This window comes from Streptomyces sp. NPDC017890 (assembly GCF_044328675.1).
Lineage (GTDB): Bacteria > Actinomycetota > Actinomycetes > Streptomycetales > Streptomycetaceae > Streptomyces.
The window spans coordinates 38,346-60,224 of record NZ_JBIRHU010000032.1 but is presented as its reverse complement, the minus strand read 5'-3'; the positions used below and the strand labels follow the sequence as shown (position 1 = coordinate 60,224).

At 71.7% G+C, this 21,879-nt stretch carries 16 protein-coding genes; 8 read left to right on the top strand and 8 right to left on the bottom strand.

Annotated elements, in window-relative coordinates:
* Position 1 precedes the first annotated feature (1 nt).
* From ACH4F2_RS31990 to ACH4F2_RS31980, 3 genes are all read right to left on the bottom strand, one after another.
* Entirely contained in the window at positions 2–910 is a 909-nt protein-coding gene (locus ACH4F2_RS31990) for a carbohydrate ABC transporter permease (protein ID WP_398136247.1), read from the bottom strand.
* Between the two features lie 5 nt (positions 911–915).
* A complete protein-coding gene (locus ACH4F2_RS31985) occupies positions 916–1,800 on the bottom strand; it encodes a carbohydrate ABC transporter permease (protein WP_398136246.1) in 885 nt (294 codons plus the stop codon).
* Positions 1,801–1,884: 84 nt separating this feature from the next.
* Entirely contained in the window at positions 1,885–3,204 is a 1,320-nt protein-coding gene (locus ACH4F2_RS31980) for an ABC transporter substrate-binding protein (RefSeq protein WP_398136245.1), read from the bottom strand.
* Between the two features lie 268 nt (positions 3,205–3,472).
* Here ACH4F2_RS31980 and ACH4F2_RS31975 point away from each other — a divergent pair, with 268 nt between their 5' ends.
* From ACH4F2_RS31975 to ACH4F2_RS31940, 8 genes are all read left to right on the top strand, one after another.
* Positions 3,473–4,522, top strand: coding sequence for a LacI family DNA-binding transcriptional regulator (locus tag ACH4F2_RS31975; RefSeq protein WP_398136244.1), 1,050 nt, complete (start codon positions 3,473–3,475; stop codon positions 4,520–4,522).
* 69 nt (positions 4,523–4,591) lie between these two features.
* Positions 4,592–5,635 carry a LacI family DNA-binding transcriptional regulator gene (locus ACH4F2_RS31970; RefSeq protein ID WP_398136243.1) on the top strand — a complete coding sequence of 348 codons (1,044 nt, stop codon included), beginning with the start codon at positions 4,592–4,594 and terminating at the stop codon, positions 5,633–5,635.
* A gap of 248 nt (positions 5,636–5,883) precedes the next feature.
* Positions 5,884–6,177: a hypothetical protein gene (locus ACH4F2_RS31965; protein ID WP_398136242.1), complete on the top strand. Its 294-nt coding sequence runs from the start codon at positions 5,884–5,886 to the stop codon at positions 6,175–6,177.
* An 82-nt stretch (positions 6,178–6,259) separates the two neighbouring features.
* A complete protein-coding gene (locus ACH4F2_RS31960) occupies positions 6,260–7,474 on the top strand; it encodes an FAD-dependent monooxygenase (protein WP_398136241.1) in 1,215 nt (404 codons plus the stop codon).
* 23 nt (positions 7,475–7,497) lie between these two features.
* A complete protein-coding gene (locus tag ACH4F2_RS31955) occupies positions 7,498–8,538 on the top strand; it encodes a cupin domain-containing protein (RefSeq protein ID WP_398136240.1) in 1,041 nt (346 codons plus the stop codon).
* Positions 8,539–8,570: 32 nt separating this feature from the next.
* Complete coding sequence (locus tag ACH4F2_RS31950; RefSeq protein WP_398136239.1) at positions 8,571–9,437, top strand: fumarylacetoacetate hydrolase family protein; 867 nt, start codon at positions 8,571–8,573, stop codon at positions 9,435–9,437.
* A 99-nt stretch (positions 9,438–9,536) separates the two neighbouring features.
* The gene (locus tag ACH4F2_RS31945) at positions 9,537–9,986 is read left to right on the top strand and encodes a MarR family winged helix-turn-helix transcriptional regulator (RefSeq protein WP_398136238.1); all 450 of its coding nucleotides are present in this window, start codon (positions 9,537–9,539) and stop codon (positions 9,984–9,986) included.
* A 434-nt stretch (positions 9,987–10,420) separates the two neighbouring features.
* Positions 10,421–12,247, top strand: a complete 1,827-nt coding sequence (locus ACH4F2_RS31940; RefSeq protein WP_398136237.1) for a glycoside hydrolase family 3 protein — start codon at positions 10,421–10,423, stop codon at positions 12,245–12,247.
* A gap of 126 nt (positions 12,248–12,373) precedes the next feature.
* Here ACH4F2_RS31940 and ACH4F2_RS31935 read toward each other — a convergent pair whose 3' ends face one another.
* The 5 genes from ACH4F2_RS31935 to ACH4F2_RS31915 form a co-directional block, all read right to left on the bottom strand.
* A complete protein-coding gene (locus ACH4F2_RS31935; protein ID WP_398136236.1) occupies positions 12,374–14,290 on the bottom strand; it encodes an ABC transporter ATP-binding protein in 1,917 nt (638 codons plus the stop codon).
* Between the two features lie 290 nt (positions 14,291–14,580).
* On the bottom strand, positions 14,581–17,091 hold the full coding sequence (locus tag ACH4F2_RS31930; RefSeq protein ID WP_398136235.1) for an SWIM zinc finger family protein: 2,511 nt from the start codon (positions 17,089–17,091) through the stop codon (positions 14,581–14,583).
* Entirely contained in the window at positions 17,088–20,021 is a 2,934-nt protein-coding gene (locus tag ACH4F2_RS31925; RefSeq protein ID WP_398136234.1) for an SNF2-related protein, read from the bottom strand. Before ACH4F2_RS31925 ends, ACH4F2_RS31930 begins: the two co-directional genes overlap by 4 nt.
* 111 nt (positions 20,022–20,132) lie before the next feature.
* Positions 20,133–20,714: a sugar kinase gene (locus ACH4F2_RS31920; RefSeq protein ID WP_398136233.1), complete on the bottom strand. Its 582-nt coding sequence runs from the start codon at positions 20,712–20,714 to the stop codon at positions 20,133–20,135.
* Positions 20,711–21,859, bottom strand: coding sequence for an ROK family glucokinase (locus ACH4F2_RS31915; protein ID WP_398136232.1), 1,149 nt, complete (start codon positions 21,857–21,859; stop codon positions 20,711–20,713). Before ACH4F2_RS31915 ends, ACH4F2_RS31920 begins: the two co-directional genes overlap by 4 nt.
* Between the last annotated feature and the right edge of the window lie 20 nt (positions 21,860–21,879).

The window sequence follows — 21,879 nt, the reverse complement described above, 5'->3', positions numbered from 1 at the left end:
GTCAGCCCTTGAGCGCTCCCGAGGTGAGGCCCTTCATGACCTTCTGGTTGAGGAAGAGGTAGATCAGGAGGGTGCCGAAGACGTTGATGCAGATGGCCGCGAAGAGGGGGCCGTACTGGGTGGCGCCGAAGTCGCCGGTGAAGTTGAGCAGACCCACCTGGATGGTGCGCAGGTCCTGGTTGTTGGTGAAGGTCAGCGCGATGAGCAGGTCGTTCCAGATGAAGAAGAACTGCACCAGGCCGACCGTGAGCAGGGCGTTGCGCACCAGGGGGAGGCTGATGGTCCAGAAGGCGCGCAGGATGCCGGCGCCGTCGATGGTGGCGGCCTCGAACAGCTCTCGGGGGACGCCCCGGTAGTAGGTGGCCATCATGAAGACGGTCAGGGGCAGCCCCGTGCCGGTGTAGGTGAGGATCAGCGGCCACAGGGTGCCGGACAGGCCGGTCTGGAAGTACACCGTGAACAGGGGCAGCAGGATCATCTGCGGCGGGACCATCATGCCCGCGAGGAAGACCAGCAGGGTGAGGCTGCGGCCCTTCCACACCATGACCTGCAGGGCGAAGCCGGCGGCGGTGCCCAGCAGCAGCATCAGCGCGAGCGCGGGGACTACGGCGAGCAGGCTGTTCTGGACGTAGAGGCCGATGTGGCCGGTGGTCCACGCCTCGGTGTAGTTGCCCCATTCCCAGGTGGTGGGCAGGGACCAGGTGGAGTTGTTCAGGTAGTCGTCGTTGGACTTCAGGGAGGTGAGGAACATCCAGATCATCGGGTAGATCTCGACGACCAGCAGGAGCCCGACGACGAACTTGACCCAGAGGCGGCTTCCCCGACGGCCGCGCCGGGCCCGGGGAGTACGCGCGGACGCGTTCCCGGTGCCGCGCACGGAGGTCTTCACGGGTGTGTCGATGGTGGCCATGCGGGTCAGCCCTCCGTGAGGTCGCGCCGCGAGACGCGGTAGACGACCAGGCTCACCAGCAGGCAGACGACGGTCAGCAGCAGGGCGATGGTGCTGCCGTAGCCGTAGTCGCCGTAGGTGAACGACGTCTGGAACATGTACAGGGTCAGCGGAGTGGTGCCCGTGCCGGGGCCCCCGCCCGTCAGGGCGACGATCGAGTCGAAGACCTTCAGCGTGCCGTTGATGCTGAAGATCAGCGAGGACATCAGGACGGGCAGCGAGAGCGGCAGCACGATGTGGCGGACCAGCCTGAGTCCCGTGGCCCCGTCCAGGCGGGCCGACTCCAGGACCTCGTCGGGGATGTCGACCAGGCCCGCGAAGAGCAGGACGGCGTAGAAGCCCATGGAGCGCCAGATGTCCATCGCGATCAGGACCCAGAAGGCGCTGCCGGCGCTGCCGAAGAAGTCGACGGAGTCGATACCGACGGCGTTGAGGAGGGAGTTGACCGGGCCGGTCTGCGGGGCGACCTGGAAGAACTTCTGGAAGAGCAGGCCGACGGCGACGGTCGGCAGCACGACCGGGAAGAACACCAGGGTGCGGACGAGTGCCGAGGCGCGCTTGAGGAAGAAGACGTAGAGCAGCGCCAGCAGGTATCCGGCGACCACCTGGCCGGCGGTGACGACGACGGCGTACTTGAGGGTGAACCAGAGGGCGTCGTGGACGGCCGGGTCGTCGAGGAGGCGGGAGAAGTTGGCGACACCGTTGCCGGTGAAGCCGTTGATCGTGTTGCCCTTGGTGAAGGAGTACCCGAGTGACCACACCATCGGGACCAGCATGATCAGGGAGTAGACGAGGAGGGCGGGACCGAGCAGGATCGCGATGGCCCTGCGGTCACCGAGTACGCGGTGCATGGGTGGTGTCCACTTTCTTGGGAGGGACGGGGGCGGACCGCGCGCGGCGGGGCGGGGAGGAGCGTGCGGGCCGTCCCCGGCCGGTCACTGGGCGGCCAGCGCGTCCTGAACGGTCCGCATGAACTGCTCGGGACTCGTGCTGCCGCTGACCAGGCCCGCCGCGTTCTGCTGGCTGACGGTGGTCGCCCTGGTGCTGAACAGTGCCTCGAACCACAGCACGTTCTGCTTCGAGGCACTGATGGTGTCGCGCACCTGGGTGGTGACCTCGTTGGCGTCCTTCACCTCGGTGTTCACCTTGAAGCCGGAGATGGAGCCGTGGTCCTTCAGCGCGGTGGAGCCGTAGCTCTTCGCGATGCAGGAGACCCAGTCCCCGGTGTTCTTGTCGAAGGACTTCGAGGCGAAGGTGATACCCAGGCCGACGTTGGACGGGTACTGGTCCACGGAGCCCTTGCCCCCGGTCACCGCCGGGAAGGGCATGAAGCCGGTGTTCTCCGCGCCGACCTTGTTCTGCTCGTCGTCGGAGATGTTCGCCAGTGCCCAACTGCCCATGTAGAACATGGCGGCCTTGCCGGTGAGGAACTGGTTCATCGCCGTGTCGTAGTCGATGGAGCCGACGCCCTTGCCGAAGTAGCCCTTCCTGCCGAGGGCCGCGACCTCCTCGGCGGCCTTCACGTACTCCGGGTCGGTGAGCTTCGCCTTGCCGTCCGCCACCTTCTGCAGGGCGTCGGGGCCGAGGCTGCGGTAGAGGTAGCCGCTGATGAGACGGGTGAGCGGCCAGCCCTGCTGGCCGGAGGCGGAGAACGGCTGGACGCCCTTCGCCTCCAGCTTCGCCGCGGCCGACACCAGTTCCTCCCAGGTGCCCGGCACCTTGATCCCGTTGGCCGCGAAGACCTTCTTGTTGTAGAAGATGCCCTCGATGTTGTACTCGTACGGCAGGACCTGGAGTTCCCCGCCGTACAGGGCCTTGATGGTGGAAACGGCGGCCGGCTCCAGCTGGTCGAGAACGCCCAGCTCCTTGAGCTTGGCCTCCAGGTCGGCGACCTTGCCGGACTTGGCCAGCTGCTGGGTGAGCGCGGGGGCGTTGCCCGCGGCGAACTGCACCGGCAGCGCGTCCTGGCCGGCCAGCAACTGGAGCTTCTGGTCCAGGCTCGCCTGCGGCACGGTCTCCACCTTCAGCGGCAGAGCGTCGTTCGCGGCCTTGCAGGCGCCCTTGGACATGGAGGTCAGGGCCGTCTTCACGGTGGTGTTCTCGGTGACGCTCAGGTAGTCGAAGTTCTCGGGGGCGGAGGAGGAGCCACCGGCCCCGCTGCCGCCGCACGCGGTGGCGAGCAGCGCGAGCGAGGCGGTGCCTGCGGTGAGCAGGCTCAGTCGCGTCCGACGGGCGCGGGAGGTACGAAGGGGCACGGGAGACTCCCAAGGATCATGACGAGAGAAGGAGGTGCGGGAAAGAGCGCCAAGGGCGAAGAGCGGGCGCGGCGGCACGGCGAGGCAGTGACGCGGCGGAGTTTGTAAAACGTTATCCGCTGCGAGTGGGCAATACCTTGCACCGCTCACCCAGCATCGTCAAGACACAAGCGGGTAACACGATGTTGACGCGCGGCGGGCTTGACGGGAACCAGGGAGTAATGTGTAGACCGTTACACCTACACCTACACAATCCGGGATGTGGACCATGGACGAGGCTTCCGCAGCCAAGCCGAGCAAGCGCGTGACCATCACCGATGTCGCCCGACACGCCGGCGTGTCCACGGCCGCCGTCTCCAAGGTGATGCGCAACGCATACGGCGTGAGTGAGGCCATGCGGGAGAAGGTCCAGGCGGCCATCGCCGACCTGGAGTACCGTCCGCACGCCGCGGCACGAGGGATGCGCGGCCGGACGTACACCATCGGCGTACTGCTGGACAACGTCCGCAACGCGTTCTTCGCCGACATCCTCGACGGCATCCGGGACGAACTCCGGCACACCGACTACACGGTGCTGATCGGCGCGGCCGGCTTCGACCCCGAGGAACAGGCCAGGACCGTCCGTTCCCTGGTCGACCGGCAGATGGACGGGCTGATCCTCATCGCCCCGGGCACGCCACGCGCGGAGGTGCTGGCCACGGCCGCGTCGACGCCGACCGTGGTCATCGGGCACCACGACGCCTCGGACACCTACGACTCGGTCGTGGACGCCGACGACCTCGGCGCCGGCCTGGTGGTGGATCACCTGGTCTCGCTCGGCCACCGAGACATCGCCCTGGTCTCGGCCCCGGGCGCCCGGGCCAACAAGTGGAGGCGCACGCCGGAGGCCGTGCTGAGCGAGGGCTATCTGCACGCGATGGAACGGCACGGACTCGCCCGGTTCGCGCGGGTCCACCACACCGCCTACTCCGACGACGGCGGTTTCAAAGCGGGCATGACGCTCCTGACGGCCGACCGTCCGCCGACCGCCGTGATGACCGGTGCGGACGTCGCAGCGCTGGGCGTCTACCGCGCTGCGCACGAACTCGGCCTGCGCATCCCCCAGGACCTGTCGCTCGTCGGCTACAACAACACCGCGCTCGCCGCTCTGGCCCCCGTGCAACTGACCAGCGTGGACCAGGCGGGACACACCATGGGCTCCGCCGCCGCCCGGATGCTCGTCGAACGCGTCGAAAGCCGAAGGGACAGACCCATGCAGACCACGATGACCCCCCGCCTGGTGGTGCGCTCCACCACCAGCGCACCGGCGGGACGCTAGGCCGTGGACCCCCGGCCGGCTGCCGTACCCACGGCACCCCGCGAAGGTCGTTCCGGCGCAGGAGCGGCCGTGGCCGGACGGGTCGGCCGTGCACGTTCCCGGGTCGGCATCAAGGACGTGGCACGGGAGGCGGGCGTCTCGCTCGGTACCGTCTCCAACGTCCTCAACCGGCCCGAGATCGTGTCCGAAGGGACGCGCACGCGCGTCCTGGAAGTGATCGACTCCCTCGGCTACGTCCGGGCCGAGGGCGCCCGGCAGTTGCGCGGGTGGGCCTCCCGGGTGATCGCCGTCATGGTGCTCGACATGGCGAACCCGTTCTTCACCGCGCTCGCCTCCGGGGTGGGAGAGGCCGCCCGTGAGGCGGACCTCGGCGTCATGGTCTGCACGGGCGCCCACGTTCCCGCCGAGGTGGCACGCCACCTGTCGCTGATCACTTCGCACCAGGTCCGCGGCGCCGTGCTGGCCTCCGGCGAGGGAGTGGGGCGCACCGTCGCGGCCTTCCGCCGCAACGCGGTCCCCTTCGTCGTGGCCGACCAGTACGCGCCCCAGCCCGCGGCCTGTTCCGTCGGGATCGACGACGTGGCGGGCGGCCGGGCCGCGGTACGTCACCTGGTCGAGCGGGGCCACCGCTCCCTCGCCTACGTCAGCGGCCCCGACCGCCTCCAGCAGGTGCGGGACCGCCGCCGGGGCGCCCTCACCGCGATCAGCGAGTCCGGCCTGCCGTCCACCGCGCTCAGGGAACTGCCCTGCGACGCCCTCACGGTGACGGCCGGAAAGGACGCCGGACATCGCATCCTCGGTCTGCCGGTGCGGCCCACCGCAGTCTTCTGCGCCAACGACCTGCTCGCCCTCGGTGTCCTGCAGGCCCTGTACGAGGCCGGCCTCGGGGTGCCGGACGACATCGCGGTGGTCGGGTACGACGACATCGAGTTCGCCGCGTCGGCCGTGGTGCCGCTCACCTCGGTACGACGACCGGCGACCGCCATGGGACGGCAGGCCGGCCGACTGCTCATCGAGGACACGGCCCACGGGGCCGGGCACACGCACAGCCACGTCGTGCTGCAACCCGAACTGGTCGTACGCCGATCGACGATGGCGCGTCCCGCACGCTGACCGCGCCGGCACGGGGGCGTGGGAAACGTGCGCGGCGACGGCCACGGTTACGGGCACGGAACGGTGAACGGGCATGACGGGACTCCGGCCGTCTGTACGGGAGATCGATCCCGGAGGCGAAGGGGTCCGGGACCGGGGAAGGACGTCGAACGGGAACGCGCCGACGTACCCCGTTCGAGCATGCGTCCTGTCGGGCGACCTGCCCACCCCTGCCGTGATCGATGTTGCGGATAGCATCCATCCGTTCCGTGGATGACGTCCGCGGTCAGTGGCGGCGCCTCACCGTTCACCTCGGGCTCGTCGGCCATCCGTCTGCCGACTCGGGCGAGGGTCTCGCGCAGCGGTGGTGGTTCTGCCTCGTCGCCGACGGCCGTCCGAGCATCGACGACCGCCTCATCCGCGAGAACCTGGTCCCGCTCGCCCGGGTCGCCCGCCACCGCGACGACGCAGCCGGCCGGCATGGCCACGCGGGACCTCACCGTCCGCAGCCCATTGACACGGAGGAAACACCCTCGCAATATGATCTGTACACCAATGATTGATGTACAGATCATTTGCGGAGCCGGAGCGGAACCGACCGCCTCCGCCTCCCGGTGCCCTCCCGTTTCGGCTCATGGAGGCCAGATGCCCGAAACCCTCTCTCCACTTCACATCGCCGTGGTCGGTGGTGGCATCGGCGGACTGGCCGCCGCGCTGGCGACCGCCCGCGCCGGCCACCGCGTGACGCTCGTGGAGCGAGCCGCCCGGTTCGGCGAGATCGGGGCCGGCCTGCAGCTCGCCCCGAACGCCTCCCTCGCCCTCGACGAACTCGGCGTGTTGCCGTCCGTCCGGCGCACCGCGGTGGCACCGCATCGGCTGGTGATGATGGACGCGCTCACCGGGAACGAGATCACCGCCCTCGACCTGCGCGGCGCCGCCTACACCGAACGCTTCGCGCACCCTTACCTGGTCACCCACCGCACCGACCTGCACGCAGCGTTGCTGGCCGCCTGCCGGCAGCACCCCGGCGTCGCACTGCGCACCGGGCACACCGTCGCCGAGGCCGAACAGGACGGCTCCCGCGTCCACCTGCACTTCGCGGAGGACCACGCGAGGCTGACCGCCGACGCGGTCGTCGCGGCGGACGGACTGCACTCCCGCCTGCGCCGGGCACTGGTGGGCGACGGGGAACCGGTCTGCTCACGCTACGTCGCGTTCCGCGGGGCCCTGCCCACCGGGAAGATGAGCGGCCGGATGTCCCAGCACGCCGCATCGGAGGCGGTGATGGTCTGGGCGGGGCCGCGCATGCACCTGGTCCAGTACCCGGTACGTCGCGGTGAGCTGTACAACCAGGTCGCCGTCTTCGAGAGTGACCACTACACGCCTGACTCCGACGAGTGGGGCACCGAGGCCGAGCTGGAGGAGCGCTTCGGCGGCGCCTGCGAGGCCGTGCGCGACGCCCTGCCCCTCGTCTCGCGCGACCGTCGCTGGCCGCTGTTCGACCGCGCCCCGATCGACAACTGGGTGCACGGCCGGATCGCGCTCCTCGGAGACGCCGCCCACCCCATGCTCCAGTACCTCGCGCAGGGCGCGTGCCAGGCGCTGGAGGACGCCGTGACGCTCGGACAGGCTCTCGGCCGGGACGCGGACCCCGTGCAGGCCTTCACCGCCTACGCGGACCGGCGCCGCGAGCGGACGGCCCGCGTCCAGACCAACGCCCGCCGCTTCGGCGAGATCTGCCACCTGGAAGGCATGGGAGCCACCCTGCGCAACATGCTCCTCTCGTCGCGCGGCCCCGAGGCGTTCGACGACATCTCCTGGGTGTGGACCCCTGCCTCCGCCCCTGTTCCCGCCCTGTGACCCAGCCGACGTAGGAGGACACCATGACGACCGACGAACTCGCGTACAAGGCCCTGGAGGGCCTGGGGGCCGCCCCGCTGTGGCGCTTCTACGGCAACCTGTTCCCCGCCCAGCCCAAGAGCCGTGCCGTCCCCTACCGCTGGAACTGGCGCGAACTCCGCCCGCACCTCCTGCACTTCTCCAAGGCCCTGTCCCTGGAGGAGGCCGAACGACGGGTCCTCATGCTCGTCAACCCCGGCCTCACCGACCCCCCGGCCACGGTCAACACCCTCTACGCGGGACTGCAGATCATCCTGCCCGGCGAGACCGCGCAGGCGCACCGGCACACGTCCAACGCCTTCCGCTTCGTCCTGGAGGGCGACGGTGCCTGGACCACGGTCAACGGCGAGCGGGTCCTCATGGCCCCTGGCGACCTCCTGCTCACCCCGGGCTGGCACTGGCACGACCACACCCACGAGGGCGACGCGCCGATGATCTGGCTCGACGCACTCGACTACCCCCTGGTCAACGCCCTGGAAGCCGGCTTCTACGAGCAGTACCCGCAGCGGCTCCAGCCCGTGACCAAGCCCGACGACAACGGCAGCCGCCAGTTCCTGCACGGCCGGCTCACCCCCGCCTGGCTCACCCAGGACGGGCCCAGCTCCCCCGTCACCCGGTACACCTGGCAGGAGACGGAGCGCGCCCTGGACGCCATCGCCGACACGGCCGACGGCAGCGACGTCGACGGAATCGTGCTGGAGTACACCAACCCCTGGACCGGCGGCCCGGTCATGCCCACCATCGGCTGCCGTGTGCAGCGGCTGCGCCCCGGTTTCGAGGGGGCCGGTCGCCGCCACACGGCCTCGACGATCTTCAACGTCGTCCGTGGCGAGGGCGCCACGATCGTCGACGGCGAGCGGCTGGAGTGGTCCGAGCACGACACCTTCGCCGTCCCCGGCTGGGCCTCCTACCGCCACGTCAACGCCTCGGCCTCCGCGGACGCCGTCCTGTTCTCCTACAGCGACGAGCCGGTCATGCGTTCCCTCGGCCTCTACCGCACCGAAGACGCCGACCCCGGCGCCTGATCCGTCCACCCGACACCCACAAGGAGGCCAGCATGCGTCTGGCACTGTTCAACAAGGGACGCCTCGGACTCGTCGACGGTGACGACCTCGTCGACGTGACCGACCAGGTCGCCGGCGCCGACACCGCCGGCCCCGCCGGGGCGCTCCAGCGCTGCATCGAGACCACCACCGACGGGAGGACCGGCCGGTTCGAAGTCACCGGCCGGGCCCGTCTCCCGCTGGCTGAAGCGGTCCTGGAAGCCCCCCTTCCCCGCCCCGGGAAGATCGTCGGCGCGCCGGTCAACTACCTGGACCACAAAGCCGAGATGGAATACACCACCTCGGTCGCCGACCTCGGCATCTTCCTCAAGGCGAACTCCTCCGTCATCGGCCCGGGCGAGGACATCCTCCTCCCCTACTCCGACAAGCGCACCGATCAGGAAGGCGAACTGGGCGTCGTCATCGGCCGCAGCGCCTCGCACGTCAGCGCAGAGGAAGCCCTGGACCACGTCTTCGGCTACACCTGCGTCCTGGACATCACCGTCCGCTCCGGCGAGGACCGCTCCACCCGCAAGTCCTTCGACACGTTCACTCCCCTCGGCCCCTGGGTCGTGACCGCCGACGAGATCCCGGACCCGGACACCCTCGGCCTGCGTTGCGACGTCGGCGGCACCACCCGGCAGCGCACCAACACCGCAGACCTCATCTTCGGCGTCCGGGAACTGATCGCCTACACCTCGTCCGTCATGACGCTGCACCCGGGCGACGTGATCGCGACCGGCACCCCGGCCGGTGTGGGACCGCTCGGCCACGGTGACCGCGTGGTCCTGGACATCGAGAAGGTCGGCCGCCTGGAGGTCGGGGTCGACGGCTCCCGGGCCACCCCCTACGACCAGCGTCCCGGCCGCCGCAGCCGCTGACCGCGCGGTCGCCGCCAGGTGGTGCCGGCCCTCGTAGACTCCTGGGCACCGGCCGTTTCCCCGGCCGGCACCACCCCGGCGGCAGACGGACGGAACACTGTGGCGCACGCACTGGAACTGCACAACTACGTCGGGCACCTGATCCGGCGCGCGGAACAGGTGCACACCGCTCTGTGGCACCGGCACGTGTCCCGGGAGATCACCTCCCAGCAGTTCGCCGTCCTCAACGCCCTCAGTCGAGACCCCGGCATCGACCAGCGCACCCTCGCGCGCTTCACCTCGCTGGACCGCTCGACGGTCAACCACATCGTCCGTCGGCTGACCGAGCAGCACTACGTCAGTCAGGTACGCGACGAGGAGGACCGCCGACGGACCCTGCTGAGCCTCACGGACGAGGGGACCGAACTGCTCGACTCCCTGATCGGTCCGGCAGAGGACATCAACGAACAACTTCTCGACGCGCTGCCCGGCGACGAGCGGAAGCTGGCCGTCGCCATCCTCCGCAAAATAGCGTCGTTGGACGACGAGTCACTCAGCGACGGCCCGTGAATCAGGGGCGAAAGCGGCCCTTTTCATCGCCGGTGTCACCCTCACCGCGGCCGGCTTCGAGGACTCCTGGACCGGCGGCGTCTCCAGCACCGCCCATCGACCCGGCCCGAACCGTCCGGAAGCGTCCCGGGACGGTCTCACCATCCGCCTTCCGCCCGGCAGGGCCCACGCCGAGGCAGACGCACGGACGGTGGCGGGCAGCAGGCCGCCCTCGTAGAAGCAGGCGTCGAGCAGCGGCTTCTCGATCAGTTTCCCGTATCAGCGCAGCTCAGGGGAGCCACACATACGCCGGGAGAGCTCTCCAATTGTCTGGACCTATTTTGTCTAGACCTCTTGCCCTGCCCGTGACCCGCGGGCTACGTTTCCCGCAGTTCGGAGCCCTTCACGTTTCCTTCGATTCCCTTGATGAGCAAGGCTGGAAGGAGCATGTCCGCATGCAGGACCGGAGTCTGTCCAGACGAACCGTTCTCGCCTCCGCGACCGCGGTCGCCGCGAGCGCGACGGGCGTCGTGGGCGTGGCGGCCACCCCCGCCCTCGCGCACCACCGCGACAACCGCCTCAAGAAGATCATCTCCAGGATGAGCATCGAGGCGAAGATCGGCCAGCTGTTCGTGCCGTACTTCTACGGTACGTCGGCGACTTCTCCCAGCCAGTTCGACCAGGACCGCAACCTCAGGGAACTCGGCGTCCGCACCGTGGCCGAGCTCATCGCCAAGTACCACATCGGCGGTGTCATCTACTTCTCCGGCTGGGCGAACAACATCCAGGACCCCCGGCAGATCGCGGACCTGACGAACGGTGTGCAGCGGGCCTCGCTCGCCCTGCCCACCCCCATCCCGTCCCTGATCTCCATCGACCAGGAGCACGGGGCCAACGTCCGCATCGGCAGCGGCGCCACCCAGCTGCCGGGCGCGATGGCGCTCGGCGCGGGCCGCTCGCTCTCCGACGCGCGCACCGCCGGACGGATATCGGGCACCGAACTCGCCGCCTTGGGCATCCATCAGAACTTCGCCCCGGTCGCCGACGTCAACGTCAATCCGGCCAACCCCATCATCAACGTCCGCTCCTTCGGCGCCGACGCCGGCGAGGTCGGTCGCATGGTGGCGGCCCAGGTGACGGGGTATCAGCAGGCCGGCGTCGTGGCCTGCGCCAAGCACTTCCCGGGCCACGGGGACACCGCGCAGGACAGCCACACCGGACTGCCCGTGATCACCCACTCCCGCGAGGAGTGGGACCGCATCGACGCCCCGCCCTTCAAGGCCGCGATCGCCGCCGGCGTGGACTCGATCATGACCGCGCACCTCCAGGTCCCCGCGCTCGACCCCAGCAACGAACCGGCCACCCTGTCGCCCGCGATCCTCCAGGGCGTGCTGCGCGACGAGCTCGGCTTCGACGGCGTGATCGTCACCGACGCCCTCAACATGCAGGGTGTGCGCACCAAGTACGGCGACGACCGCGTGCCCGTCCTCGCCCTCAAGGCCGGCGCCGACCAACTGCTGTTCCCGCCGGACATCGGCGTCGCCTACAACGGTGTCCTGGCCGCCGTCCGCAGCGGAGAGATCACCGAGGAGCGACTCGACGAGTCGGTCCTGCGCATCCTGCGGGTCAAGGACAAGGTCGGCCTGCTCAGCGACAGCCCCTACGTCTCCGCGAAGGAGGTCGACCGGGTCGTCGGCGCCCGTCGGCACCGCCTCGCCGCCGCCCGGATCGCCGAGCGCACCACCACCCTGCTGGTCAACGAGGCCGAGGCGCTCCCGCTGCGCCGCAGGCAGAAGAAGCTGCTCGTGGTCGGCGCCAGCCCGGCCTTCCCGACCGACGCCACCCGCACCACGGTGCCCGAGCTGGCCAAGGCGTTCGACGGACTGGGCTACAGCACCACCCACCTGGCCACCGGCCGGGCGCCCGACCCGGCGAAGATCGACGAGGCCGTGGCCGCCGCGCAGGGACGGGACGCGGTGGTGGTCACCACCGACAACGTCAACGCCACCAGCACCCAGCGCACCCTGGTGTCCCGGCTGCTCGCGACGGGCGTCCCCGTCGTCCACCTCGCCGTGCGCAACCCCTACGACATCGCCCACCTCGGCGACGTCCCGGCCTCTCTGGTCTCCTACTGCTGGACCGAGGTCGAACTGCGCGCCGCCGCCCGGGTGATCGCCGGCCGGGTCGAGCCGCGCGGCAAGCTGCCCGTGCCCATCCAGCGGGCCGACGACCCGGCCGAGGTCCTCTTCCGCTCCGGGCACGGTCTGTCGTACGACGGCTGACGCCGCGTCACCGCACAGCCTTCCGCCCCGGTGCCCCCTGAGGGGGAGCACCGGGGCCGACGGCGTCACCCGCTGAGGCGGACGTGCACGGCGCCCCCGACCCCGGCGCGCCGTACCGCCACGCGGTCACGTGGACCTGGTGCTCGTGTGGGCGTTCGACGGCGTTCTGTGGTCCCCGGCCGACGGGTCGGCAGGTCCGGGCAGCTCGCTGGGACCGGCGCTCGGGGCCGGACGTCCGGGGGCAGAGTCGGTGCTCTCGCCGAGGAAGCCTCCCGACTGGTGCTGCCACAGCTTGGCGTAGGCACCGTTCGCCGCGAGCAACCCCTCGTGGGTGCCCTGTTCGACGACGCTTCCGTGGTCGAGGACGACGAGACGGTCCATGCCGGCGACGGTGCTCAGGCGGTGGGCGACCACGAGGGCCGTACGCCCGTCCATCAACCGCCACAGGGCGTCCTGGACGAGGATCTCGCTCTCCGAGTCCAGCGCGCTGGTCGCCTCGTCGAGCAGCAGGATCGGGGCGTCGCGCAGAATGGCCCTGGCGAGGGCGACGCGCTGGCGCTGACCGCCCGAGAGTTTGACCCCCCTCTCCCCGACCAGTGTGGCGAAGCCGTCGGGGAGTTGCTCGGCGAACTCCCTGACGTGCGCGGCCTCGGCCGCCGCGAGGATCTCCCCGTCGGTGGCGCCGGGCCGGGCGAACGCGATGTTGTCACGCAGGCTGCGGTGGAACATGGCGGGTTCCTGCGGGACGTAGGCGATCAGTGAGCGCAGGTCGGTCTGGCGCAGCCGGCTGATGTCCTGACCACCGATCAGGATGCGTCCGTCCTCGATGTCCGACATCCGCAGCAGGAGCCGGGTGAGTGTGGTCTTGCCGCCGCCGGACCTGCCGACCAGACCGATCCGTGCGCCTGCGGGCACGTCCAGGTCGAGCTTCTGGAAGATCGGCTTCGCCTCGGCGTGGGCGAAGGTCACCGCCTCGAAGCGGATGCCGGTGTCCCGCGGTGCGAGCGGTTCGGGTTCCGTCGGGTCGACCACGGTGGGCGGATCCAGCAGCAGCTCCGTGAACTGCGCGGCCTCGGTCATCGAGCTCTCCAGACGCCGGTAGATCTGGTTGAACTCGAACATGATCTGGGTGGCGTTGGAGTAGTAGGTGAAGGCGACGACGACCTCCTCCACTCCCTGGCCCGACCCGCCGAAGGTGACGGCGACGAGCAGACCCAGCACGTTGGTCAGCACGGACATGGGGGCGATCAGGGTGTCGACGCGGAGATTGCCGTAGTCCCATGACCTCAGCGTCAGGCGCCGGGACTCCGCGACACGGCTGCGGTGTTCGTCGCCCTCCCGCCGCTCTGCCGCGAACGCCCGGATGGTCTCCATGTTCACGAGGCTGTCGGCGACGTGGCCGGAGACCCGGGCGACCGCCGCCTCACGGTCGTTGACGAGCCTCTGCCGGCGGCGGATCAGAGGTGTCGCGGCCACCACGGTCAGCGCGATCATCACCAGCAGGCCGGCGACGAGCATCGGTTCGTAGCTCCACAGCACCACGGCACCGAACAGCAGGGGGACGAGACTGCCCACGATCCGGTACGTCACGGTGTCGACGAAGTCCTCGAAGCGTTTGCCGAAGCTCAGCACCCGTTTGGTCAGGGAGCCGGCGAAGTTGTCGTGGAAGAACGCCGCGTCCTTGGCGAGGAGTTTGTCCATACCGCGCACGTACAGGTGTTCCATGCCGAGGGCGTCCACGCGGTTCAGGCAGTGCTGCCCGATCCGCCATACCGTCTCGGCGAGCAGCAGCGTCACACCGAAGCCCAGCACGTACGGCATCGCCGAGGAGAGGGTGAGACCGCCGTCCTCGGCGGCCTGTCCTGCCAGTTTGGCGATCAGCAGGGGGGCGACGTAGCGGATACCGATGTTGCCCACGGCCGGCAGCAGCAGCGCGGGCAGCGCCAGCAGTCGTAGTCGCAGCAGTTCCCGGCAGTAGTGGCGCAGCGCCAGAACGACCGCGCTCCTGCCCGGCGTCGGCCCTTGTGCATCTGTGGTCCCCATCACACCCCCGAAGGTTCGGAAGTCGGAAGTCTCCCGTCCGGGAAGGTTCTCAGTCCAGGCATTTACGGCGGACTGGCGAGAACCGGACACCCTGCCTGGCTGGGGTCGGCGGCCAACATTCAGGGCGCGCACTACGCGGGCCGCACGTGCTGACGTCCGACCATCGGTGAGCGTCTGCGGGCACAGGCGGGTGACTTCGCCTGTGCCGCGGCACCCCGTTCGCGCGTCGGCCGAGATCCGGTAACCACTGTGGCCGGCCGTCCGGACCGGTGGCGGCGGTGGGCCGTCGGTCAGAGGTCGCCGGGGCCGCCCAGGCCCGTCAGGGCGCCGACCGGGTCCAGGTCGGGGGTGCCGCGCGGCCACCAGTCCTCTCGGCCCGGCTCGGACTCGTAGGCGTACCAGAGTCCTGCCCGGCCGAGCCTGAGCTGGACGTGTTCCCGGGGGTGGGTGAGGCGGTTGCGCCAAGGGCGGAAGGCGGGGAGGTCGGCGGCGAGCAGCAGCGGACGGGCCCGGTCGAAGCGGCCGGCCGGCGGATCCCAGGGCTCCTCCAGGACGTCGAGGCCCTCCGGTCCGCCCTGGCGCCAGGCGGCCACGGCGCGCGCCAGCTCCGCCGTGCCCCGGCCGGCGGCAGCGGCGAGGGACGCGTAGAGCGCTCGGGTGCCGACGGTGAGGCCGGAACCGGGGCGGGCCGCGGCGAGGCGGACGGCGTCCTGCCACAACGTCAGCCCGCCGACCGGGTCACGGCCCGTGGTGAGCAGGGCGTGGGCGCGGGCGGCCGCGTCGGTGGCGAGCTGGTCCAGCGCGAAGGGGTCGGGGCCGCCCGGCGCCGCCGGGTAGGCCGGTGGCTGTTCGGGGTGCGGGGGCGTGGGCAGCGGCGCGGGGAGGGGCGGCAGGGCTCGCACGGTCAGGGCCTCGCCTGCCCGGACGCCGGGCAGGGGCGCCGGTCCGCGGTCCTGGGCTGCGCGGGCGGCACGGGCCGCGTTGAGCCGGGACAGGGCGTCGAGCAGCTCGCGTTCGCCGCGGCCGCGGAGCAGGAGCAGGACGAAGGGGTCCGCGTCGAGCAGCCGTGCCGTCTGGTAGCAGAGGGCGGCGGCGTGCTTGCAGGGATGCCCGGAGTCCGGACAGCTGCACTGCGGGGCGAGGTCGCCGGGGCCGGGGAGCAGCGGGACCCCGCAGTCCGCCAGGGAGTGGGGCAGCTCCTTGTCGAGGAGAGCGGCGATGTGCCCGGGCCGTTCGACGGCGGCGTCCAGGAACCGCTCCCAGTCGGCGTCGCCGAGCGTGCGCAGCCGCACCTGCACGCGGTACGGCCGGGGCCGGCTGCCCTGCACGTAGGCGAGGGCCAGGCCGGGCGTCACGGTGATGGCGTCGACGTGCCCCCGCTCGGCGTACCCGCGCCCTCGCGCCAGCCGCGCGGCGTCCAGGGCACCCTCCTCCAACGCGGTCACCCACGCGTTCCCCCACCACGTTGCGGCGAAGCCCTCGTCCGCCGCCCTGGGCGGGAGGGCGGGGAAGGTGCGACGGAGCTCGCCGTCGCGACCCGGTGCCGCCATCGAACGGGGAGCCCGAGGCTTCGCGGGCGGTGTGGGGAGGGCATGGCCGTGTGCCACCGGGTCCGGCGCCTGAGGCCGTGGGGGCGGTGGAGGAAGTGGGGGCGGTGGCTCGGACGACGATGCGGAGGAGAGCCGAGGTTCGTTGGCAGTGGACGTGGGAGGTTGGGGGGCGGGGTGGTACGGGCCGGGCGACGGGTCCGGCTCCCGGTGCGTGGCCACCGGGTTCTCGGCGGTGCCGCCATCGGCGGGCTCCCCGAAGGGCAGGGCCTCCCCGGCGGGGTCCGCCTCCGGAGGCAGACGGAACGCGTCCGCGACGAAGTCCCGCACGGCGCGGGCGCGGGCGTCGGCGGTACGCGAACCGCCGGGCCCCTGCGGGCGGCCGGCCTGGCGGGACGGTCGCCGTGTGCTCACCGCGCCGTCGGCCGCGGTGGCCGCTTTCGCCTGCCGGCGAGCCGCCCTCAACGCCTCGCGCGCCACGTCCGCCGGTCGCCCGTCGCCCCCGTCCGCGGAGCCGGGGCGGGCGGCGGGGGTGGTCGCGTCGGCGGGAGCGTGTGTCGAGCCAGGGGTGCTCGCCTCGCCGGAGTGGTCCATGGGGGCAGCGGCTGTTGTGCCGCCATGGACAGCCGCCCCGGCGGACCCGGTCACCTCTTCGGGCCGGTCCGCTTCATCTCGCGGAGCGCCGCGTGTGCCCGGTGGGCCGTCCGTGGCCGCGTCCGGCTTCGCGTCCCGAGGGATCCCTCCCTCCCCCGCCGCGCTGTCGGCGCCGCCGTCCGTCCGCACGTGCCGTGCGGTCCGCGCGCTGCGCAGCGCCGCGCGTGCGATGTCCCCGGGGCGGTGCCCGGGGTGCTCGTCCGGCTTCCGGTCCTGGTCCCGGTTCTGGTCCTGGTTCTGGTCCTGGTCCTGGTCCTGGTCCTGGTCCTGGTCCTGGCCACGGCATTGGTACTGGTTGAGGTCCTGGTCACGGCCGTGGTCCTGGTCGGGGCACTGGTCCTGGTCGTTGCCCTGGTTGGGGCCCTGGTCCTGGTCGTGGCCCTGGTCCCGGCCTTGAGCCCGCTCCCAGTCTTGCTCCGGGTTCCGGTCCCGGCCTCGGTCCTGGCCCTGCTCCCGGTCCCGTCCGTGTGCCCGCGCCGGCTCACGGCCCGTGGCTCCCGCATTGACGCCGGCGTCGACGGCGGGGCCCGGCGCCCGCTCACCTCGCTCGCGCGCCTCGCGCAGGGCGCGGCGGGCCTCGTCGGCGGGCCGGGGGGTCATGACGGCCTCCGCAGGGACACCAGGTCGGACAGTTCACGGGCCGTCAGTTCGGTGAGGGCCGCCTCGCCGGAGCCGAGGACCGCGTCGGCGAGGGCACGCTTCGACTGGAGCATCTCGGCGATGCGGTCCTCGACCGTGCCCTCGGTGATGAGCCGGTGGACCTGGACCGGCTGGGTCTGGCCGATGCGGTAGGCGCGGTCGGTGGCCTGTTCCTCGACGGCCGGGTTCCACCAACGGTCGAAGTGCACGACGTGGCCCGCGCGGGTGAGGTTCAGGCCGGTGCCGGCAGCCTTGAGGGACAGGACGAGGACGGGAGTCGCCCCGCTCTGGAAGCGGTCCACCATGCGCTCGCGCTCCGGGACCGGTGTACCACCGTGGAGCAGGTCTACGGGGACCGCGCGGGCGGTCAGGTGGGAGGTGATGAGGCGGGCCATGCCGACGTACTGCGTGAAGACCAGCGCCGAACCGTCCTCGGCGAGCAGCGTGTCCAGCAGCTCGTCCAGCAGGGCGAGCTTGCCGGAGCGGGCGGTCAGCCGGTCGGCCCCGCCCGGCGGGTGCTCCTCCTTCAGGAACAGCGCGGGGTGGTCGCAGATCTGCTTCAGCGAGGTCAGGAGCTTGAGCACCAGGCCCCGGCGGCCGATGCCCTCCGCCGACTCGATGGCGAGCATCGACTCGCGCACCACCGCCTCGTACAGTGCGGCCTGTTCGCGGGTGAGGGGGACGGGGTGGTCCGTCTCGGTCTTCGGCGGCAGCTCGGGAACGATGCCGGGGTCGGACTTCTTGCGGCGCAGCAGGAAGGGGCGGATCAGACCGGCGAGGCGCTCCACGGCCTCCTCGTCCTCGCCGTTCTCCACCGCGCGCGCGTGCCGGGCGCGGAAGGACTTCAGGGGGCCGAGGAGGCCGGGGGTGGTCCAGTCGAGCAGCGCCCACAGCTCGGAGAGGTTGTTCTCCACCGGTGTGCCGGTCAGTGCCACGCGCGCGGGGGACGGGATCGTGCGCAGGGCCTTCGCCGTCGCCGAGTACGGGTTCTTGACGTGCTGCGCCTCGTCCGCGACGACCATGCCCCAGTGCTGCTCGGCCAGTGTCTCGGCGGCGGACCTCATCGTGCCGTACGTGGTGAGGACGAAGCCGCCGGCCAGGCCGTCCAGGGTGCGGTCGGGGCCGTGGAAGCGGCGGACGGGGATGCCGGGTGCGAACCGGTTGATCTCGCGCTGCCAGTTGCCCAGCAGGGAGGCGGGGCAGACCACCAGGGTCGGTTCGGTGCGGGCCCGCTTGAGGTGCAGGGCGATGACGGTGACCGTCTTGCCGAGGCCCATGTCGTCGGCGAGGCAGCCGCCGAGGCCGAGGGAGGTCATGAGGTCGAGCCAGGCCAGGCCGCGCAGCTGGTAGTCGCGGAGGGTGGCGCGCAGGCCCGGCGGTGGTTCGGCGGGGTGTACGCCTTCGGTGAGCCGGTCGCGCAGGGCGGCCAGCGCGCCGACCGGCACCACCTCGACCGTCTCGCCGTCGGCCTCCGCGCTGCCCGTGAGGGCGACGGACAGGGCGTCGACCGGGTCGAGCAGGCCCAGGTCGCGCTTGCGGGCACGGCGGACCAGGGTCGGGTCGACCAGCACCCACCGGTCGCGCAGCCGGACGACCGGGCGGTGGGCCTCCGCGAGGGTGTCCATCTCGGCCTCGGTGAGCGGGTCGCCGCCGATCGCCAGCTGCCAGCGGAACTGGAGGAGGTCCCCGCTCTCGAAGAAGCCGGTGCCGTCGGTCGCGGAGCCGGGAGCGGGCCGGACCACCGCTGTCGCGGTGAGGTCCTGGGCGAGGTCGCGGGGCCAGTGCACGGCGACCCCGGCGGCGGAGAGCCGGCCGGCCGCCACGCCCAGCAGGTCGATGACCTCCTCCTCGGAGAGGCTGAGGACGTCGGGCGCGTCCTGCTCGGTGAGCCGGTCGAGAGGCGGCCAGACGCGCGCCGCGCGCCGCACCGCGAGGGCGGCGTCCACGCGCGCGCGGGGGCCGAACGCCGCGTCGGCGGCTCCCGACCACAGGTCCGCCGCGTCGGCCACGAGGGTGGGGTCGGCGAGGCTGTGCACCTGGACGACCGCCGCTCCCGCGCTGCGCGCGCCGGGGTTGCCGTCGCCGTCCCCGTCGAACAGGTCGTACGCCGACAGATCCAGGCGGAGCGAGATCCGCACGCCCGCGTCCATGCCCGCGGCGACCTCCGCGGCCCAGTCGTGGGCGTCGGGCAGGCGCTGGGCTCCGCGTGCGGCGAAGGGTCGCCCCGAGGCGTGGGGTGCGGCCGGGGTGCGGGGCAGGGTGTCGGCGACCGCGTCCAGGAAGGCACGGATCAGTGCTTCCGGTTCCGGCAGCCGGATCGGGCCGGGGCCGTCCAACGGGACCGCGTGGCCCTCCGGGGGCATCGCGGCGGCCACCGCCCGCAGGTGCGCGACGTCGTCGGGGTCCAGCGGGCCGGCCCGCCAGGCGTCGTGCCCGGTCGCCGTCAGGCCGGGCAGCAGCCGGCCGCGCGCGGTGAGCCGCAAGGCGTGCAGCGCCGCGGCACCCCAGCACGCGGTGGCCGGGTGGGCCGCCGGGTCGTGCCGGGCGTGCACCAGCAGGGGCAGCGCCTCGCCGAGCGGGAGCGACAGCGCGGGCGTCGTCCCGCGCCGCACCGAGGCGCCGTGCCGCCGTACGACGGTGAGCTCCGTGAATCCGGGGGGCCGGGCATCGTCGCCGGGAGGCAGGACGTCACCGGGAGACGGGGCGGCGGTCACGGGCCCGCCCTCGGGGTCCCAGAAGGCGATGCGTGCGTCGCGCGGCAGAGCCGCGGGCCGGAAGACGGCCGCGAGCCGGACGGGGACGGACGGCGCGGGCCTCTCCGGCTGCCTCGCCCCTCGCCGCTCCCCCGCTCGTCCGGCGGACGTCGTGCCCACCACAGCCATGTCGCTCATACGTCCTGTCACCTCCCGCCCGTGTGCCGGATCAGATGTCTTCGACTCTACGGGCGGGGTCTGACAATCGGCCCTGGCGGCCTGCCGGGCCCGGCCGTCACGCGTACGCGGTCAGGGGACCGTGCGCGAGACGACGTACACCATCGGGTAGTCCGGGTTGTCCATGTTCACGACGACGTCCTGGGTGGGTGCCGGGTCCCGCTGCTCGTTGACGAGGCCCCACCAGGCACCGGACCCGCCGAACTCCCAGCCGGTGACCTGCTGGGCACGGTCGCTGATGGCGATCTTGTCCCGCTCCAGTGAGTCCCGGTCGACGTCCAGTCCCGCCAGGAAGGCGTCCAGTCCGGCGCCGGTGGTCTCGAACTGGACGTAGAGGCGGCTGGTCTTCCAGTTGTTCGTCTCGTAGTACGCGACCTCGTCGGACGGGACGGGGACGGGCACCTCGTAGATGCGGCGCTGGAGCTTGGACGGCCAGCCCTCCGTCATGCCGGTCGCCGCGTACTTCGCCTCCTTCTCCCTGCCGCTGTCGCGGCTCTGGTTGGCGGAGATGACGAGGTAGCCGGCCGGGATGCCGATGAGGAGCACGATGATGAGCAGGGTGAGCGACCGGCGGCGGATCACGTGCCGGCGGTCCTCCGCCGGGGTCCGGGACCCGTCCGGGGGCCCGGCCTGGTGGGGCAGGGAATCCGTCACAGCGACTCCCGGGTCGTACGGCGGGCCTCCGCGTACCGCTCGTAGCGCTCGTACCGCTCCACCCGGCGCCGTTTGGCGCGGCGGAACCGGCGGGCGACCAGCCGGGCCAGGTCGGCGGCGCCCACCATGCCGGCCTCGGGGCCGAGCTGGGCGCGGACGATGCGGGCCTCGGGGCGGTAGCCGCGGCCGGTGAGCTGGCGCTTGAAGGCGTCGCGGGCGGGGCCGATCAGCAGGTCGTCGGCGGCGCTGACCCCGCCGCCGATGACGAAGCAGGACGGGTCGAGGGCCGCGGCGAGGTTCGCGATGCCGACGCCGAGCCACTGTCCGATGTCCTGGAGCAGCTCGACGCACATGGCGTCGCCGTCACGGGCCAGGTCGGTGATCATCGGGCCGGTGATGTCGCCGATGCTTCCCTTGACGTGCTCGATGATCCCGTAGGCCACCGGCGAGTCGGCGGCGGCCAGCTCACGGGCCTCCCTGACCAGGGCGTTGCCGGAGCTGTACTGCTCCCAGCAGCCGCGGTTGCCGCACGGGCAGCGGTGGCCGCCGGGCACGACCTGCATGTGGCCGAACTCTCCGGCGACCCCGTACTTGCCGCGCTTGACCTGGCCGTCCTCCAGGATCGCGCCGCCGATGCCGGTGCCGAGCGTGATCATGACGAGGTGGTCCTCGCCGCGCCCGGCGCCGAAACGCCACTCGGCCCAGGCGGCGGTGTTGGCGTCGTTGTCCACCAGGACGGGGACGGCGAGGCGTCCGGCGATCCGGTCGCGCAGCGGTTCGTTGCGCCACGACAGGTGGGGGGCGAACAGCACGCGGTTGCGGTCGGCGTCGACCCAGCCGGCCGCGCCGATGCCGACGGCGTGCACGTCGTGCCGGTCGGAGAGGTCCAGTACCAGTTCGACGATGGTGTCCTCGACGACCTTGGGACTCTTGGACTTGTCCGGGGTCTCCGTGCGGAGCTTCTCCAGGATGTTGCCGTCGGCGTCGACGACGCCCGCCATGACTTTCGTACCGCCGATGTCGATACCGACCGTCGGCACGCGGGGTGCCGTCAGATGCGAGCGGCGTTCCCTCGTGCCCACGGTGCGCAGGACCGGGGCGCGGCGGGAGCCGATGGGGGCGGTGAAGTCACGGTAGGTGCTCATCGGGTGCGATTGTGCCGCAC

Excerpts from the sequence above, each read along its gene's own strand:
- ACH4F2_RS31990 (WP_398136247.1), bottom strand. The coding sequence starts at position 910 with ATGGCCACCATCGACACACCCGTGAAGACCTCCGTGCGCGGCACCGGG.
- ACH4F2_RS31985 (WP_398136246.1), bottom strand. The coding sequence starts at position 1,800 with ATGCACCGCGTACTCGGTGACCGCAGGGCCATCGCGATCCTGCTCGGT.
- ACH4F2_RS31975 (WP_398136244.1), top strand. The coding sequence starts at position 3,473 with ATGGACGAGGCTTCCGCAGCCAAGCCGAGCAAGCGCGTGACCATCACC.
- ACH4F2_RS31960 (WP_398136241.1), top strand. The coding sequence starts at position 6,260 with ATGCCCGAAACCCTCTCTCCACTTCACATCGCCGTGGTCGGTGGTGGC.
- ACH4F2_RS31955 (WP_398136240.1), top strand. The coding sequence starts at position 7,498 with ATGACGACCGACGAACTCGCGTACAAGGCCCTGGAGGGCCTGGGGGCC.
- ACH4F2_RS31950 (WP_398136239.1), top strand. The coding sequence starts at position 8,571 with ATGCGTCTGGCACTGTTCAACAAGGGACGCCTCGGACTCGTCGACGGT.
- ACH4F2_RS31940 (WP_398136237.1), top strand. The coding sequence starts at position 10,421 with ATGCAGGACCGGAGTCTGTCCAGACGAACCGTTCTCGCCTCCGCGACC.
- ACH4F2_RS31935 (WP_398136236.1), bottom strand. The coding sequence starts at position 14,290 with ATGGGGACCACAGATGCACAAGGGCCGACGCCGGGCAGGAGCGCGGTC.
- ACH4F2_RS31930 (WP_398136235.1), bottom strand. The coding sequence starts at position 17,091 with ATGACCCCCCGGCCCGCCGACGAGGCCCGCCGCGCCCTGCGCGAGGCG.
- ACH4F2_RS31925 (WP_398136234.1), bottom strand. The coding sequence starts at position 20,021 with ATGAGCGACATGGCTGTGGTGGGCACGACGTCCGCCGGACGAGCGGGG.
- ACH4F2_RS31915 (WP_398136232.1), bottom strand. The coding sequence starts at position 21,859 with ATGAGCACCTACCGTGACTTCACCGCCCCCATCGGCTCCCGCCGCGCC.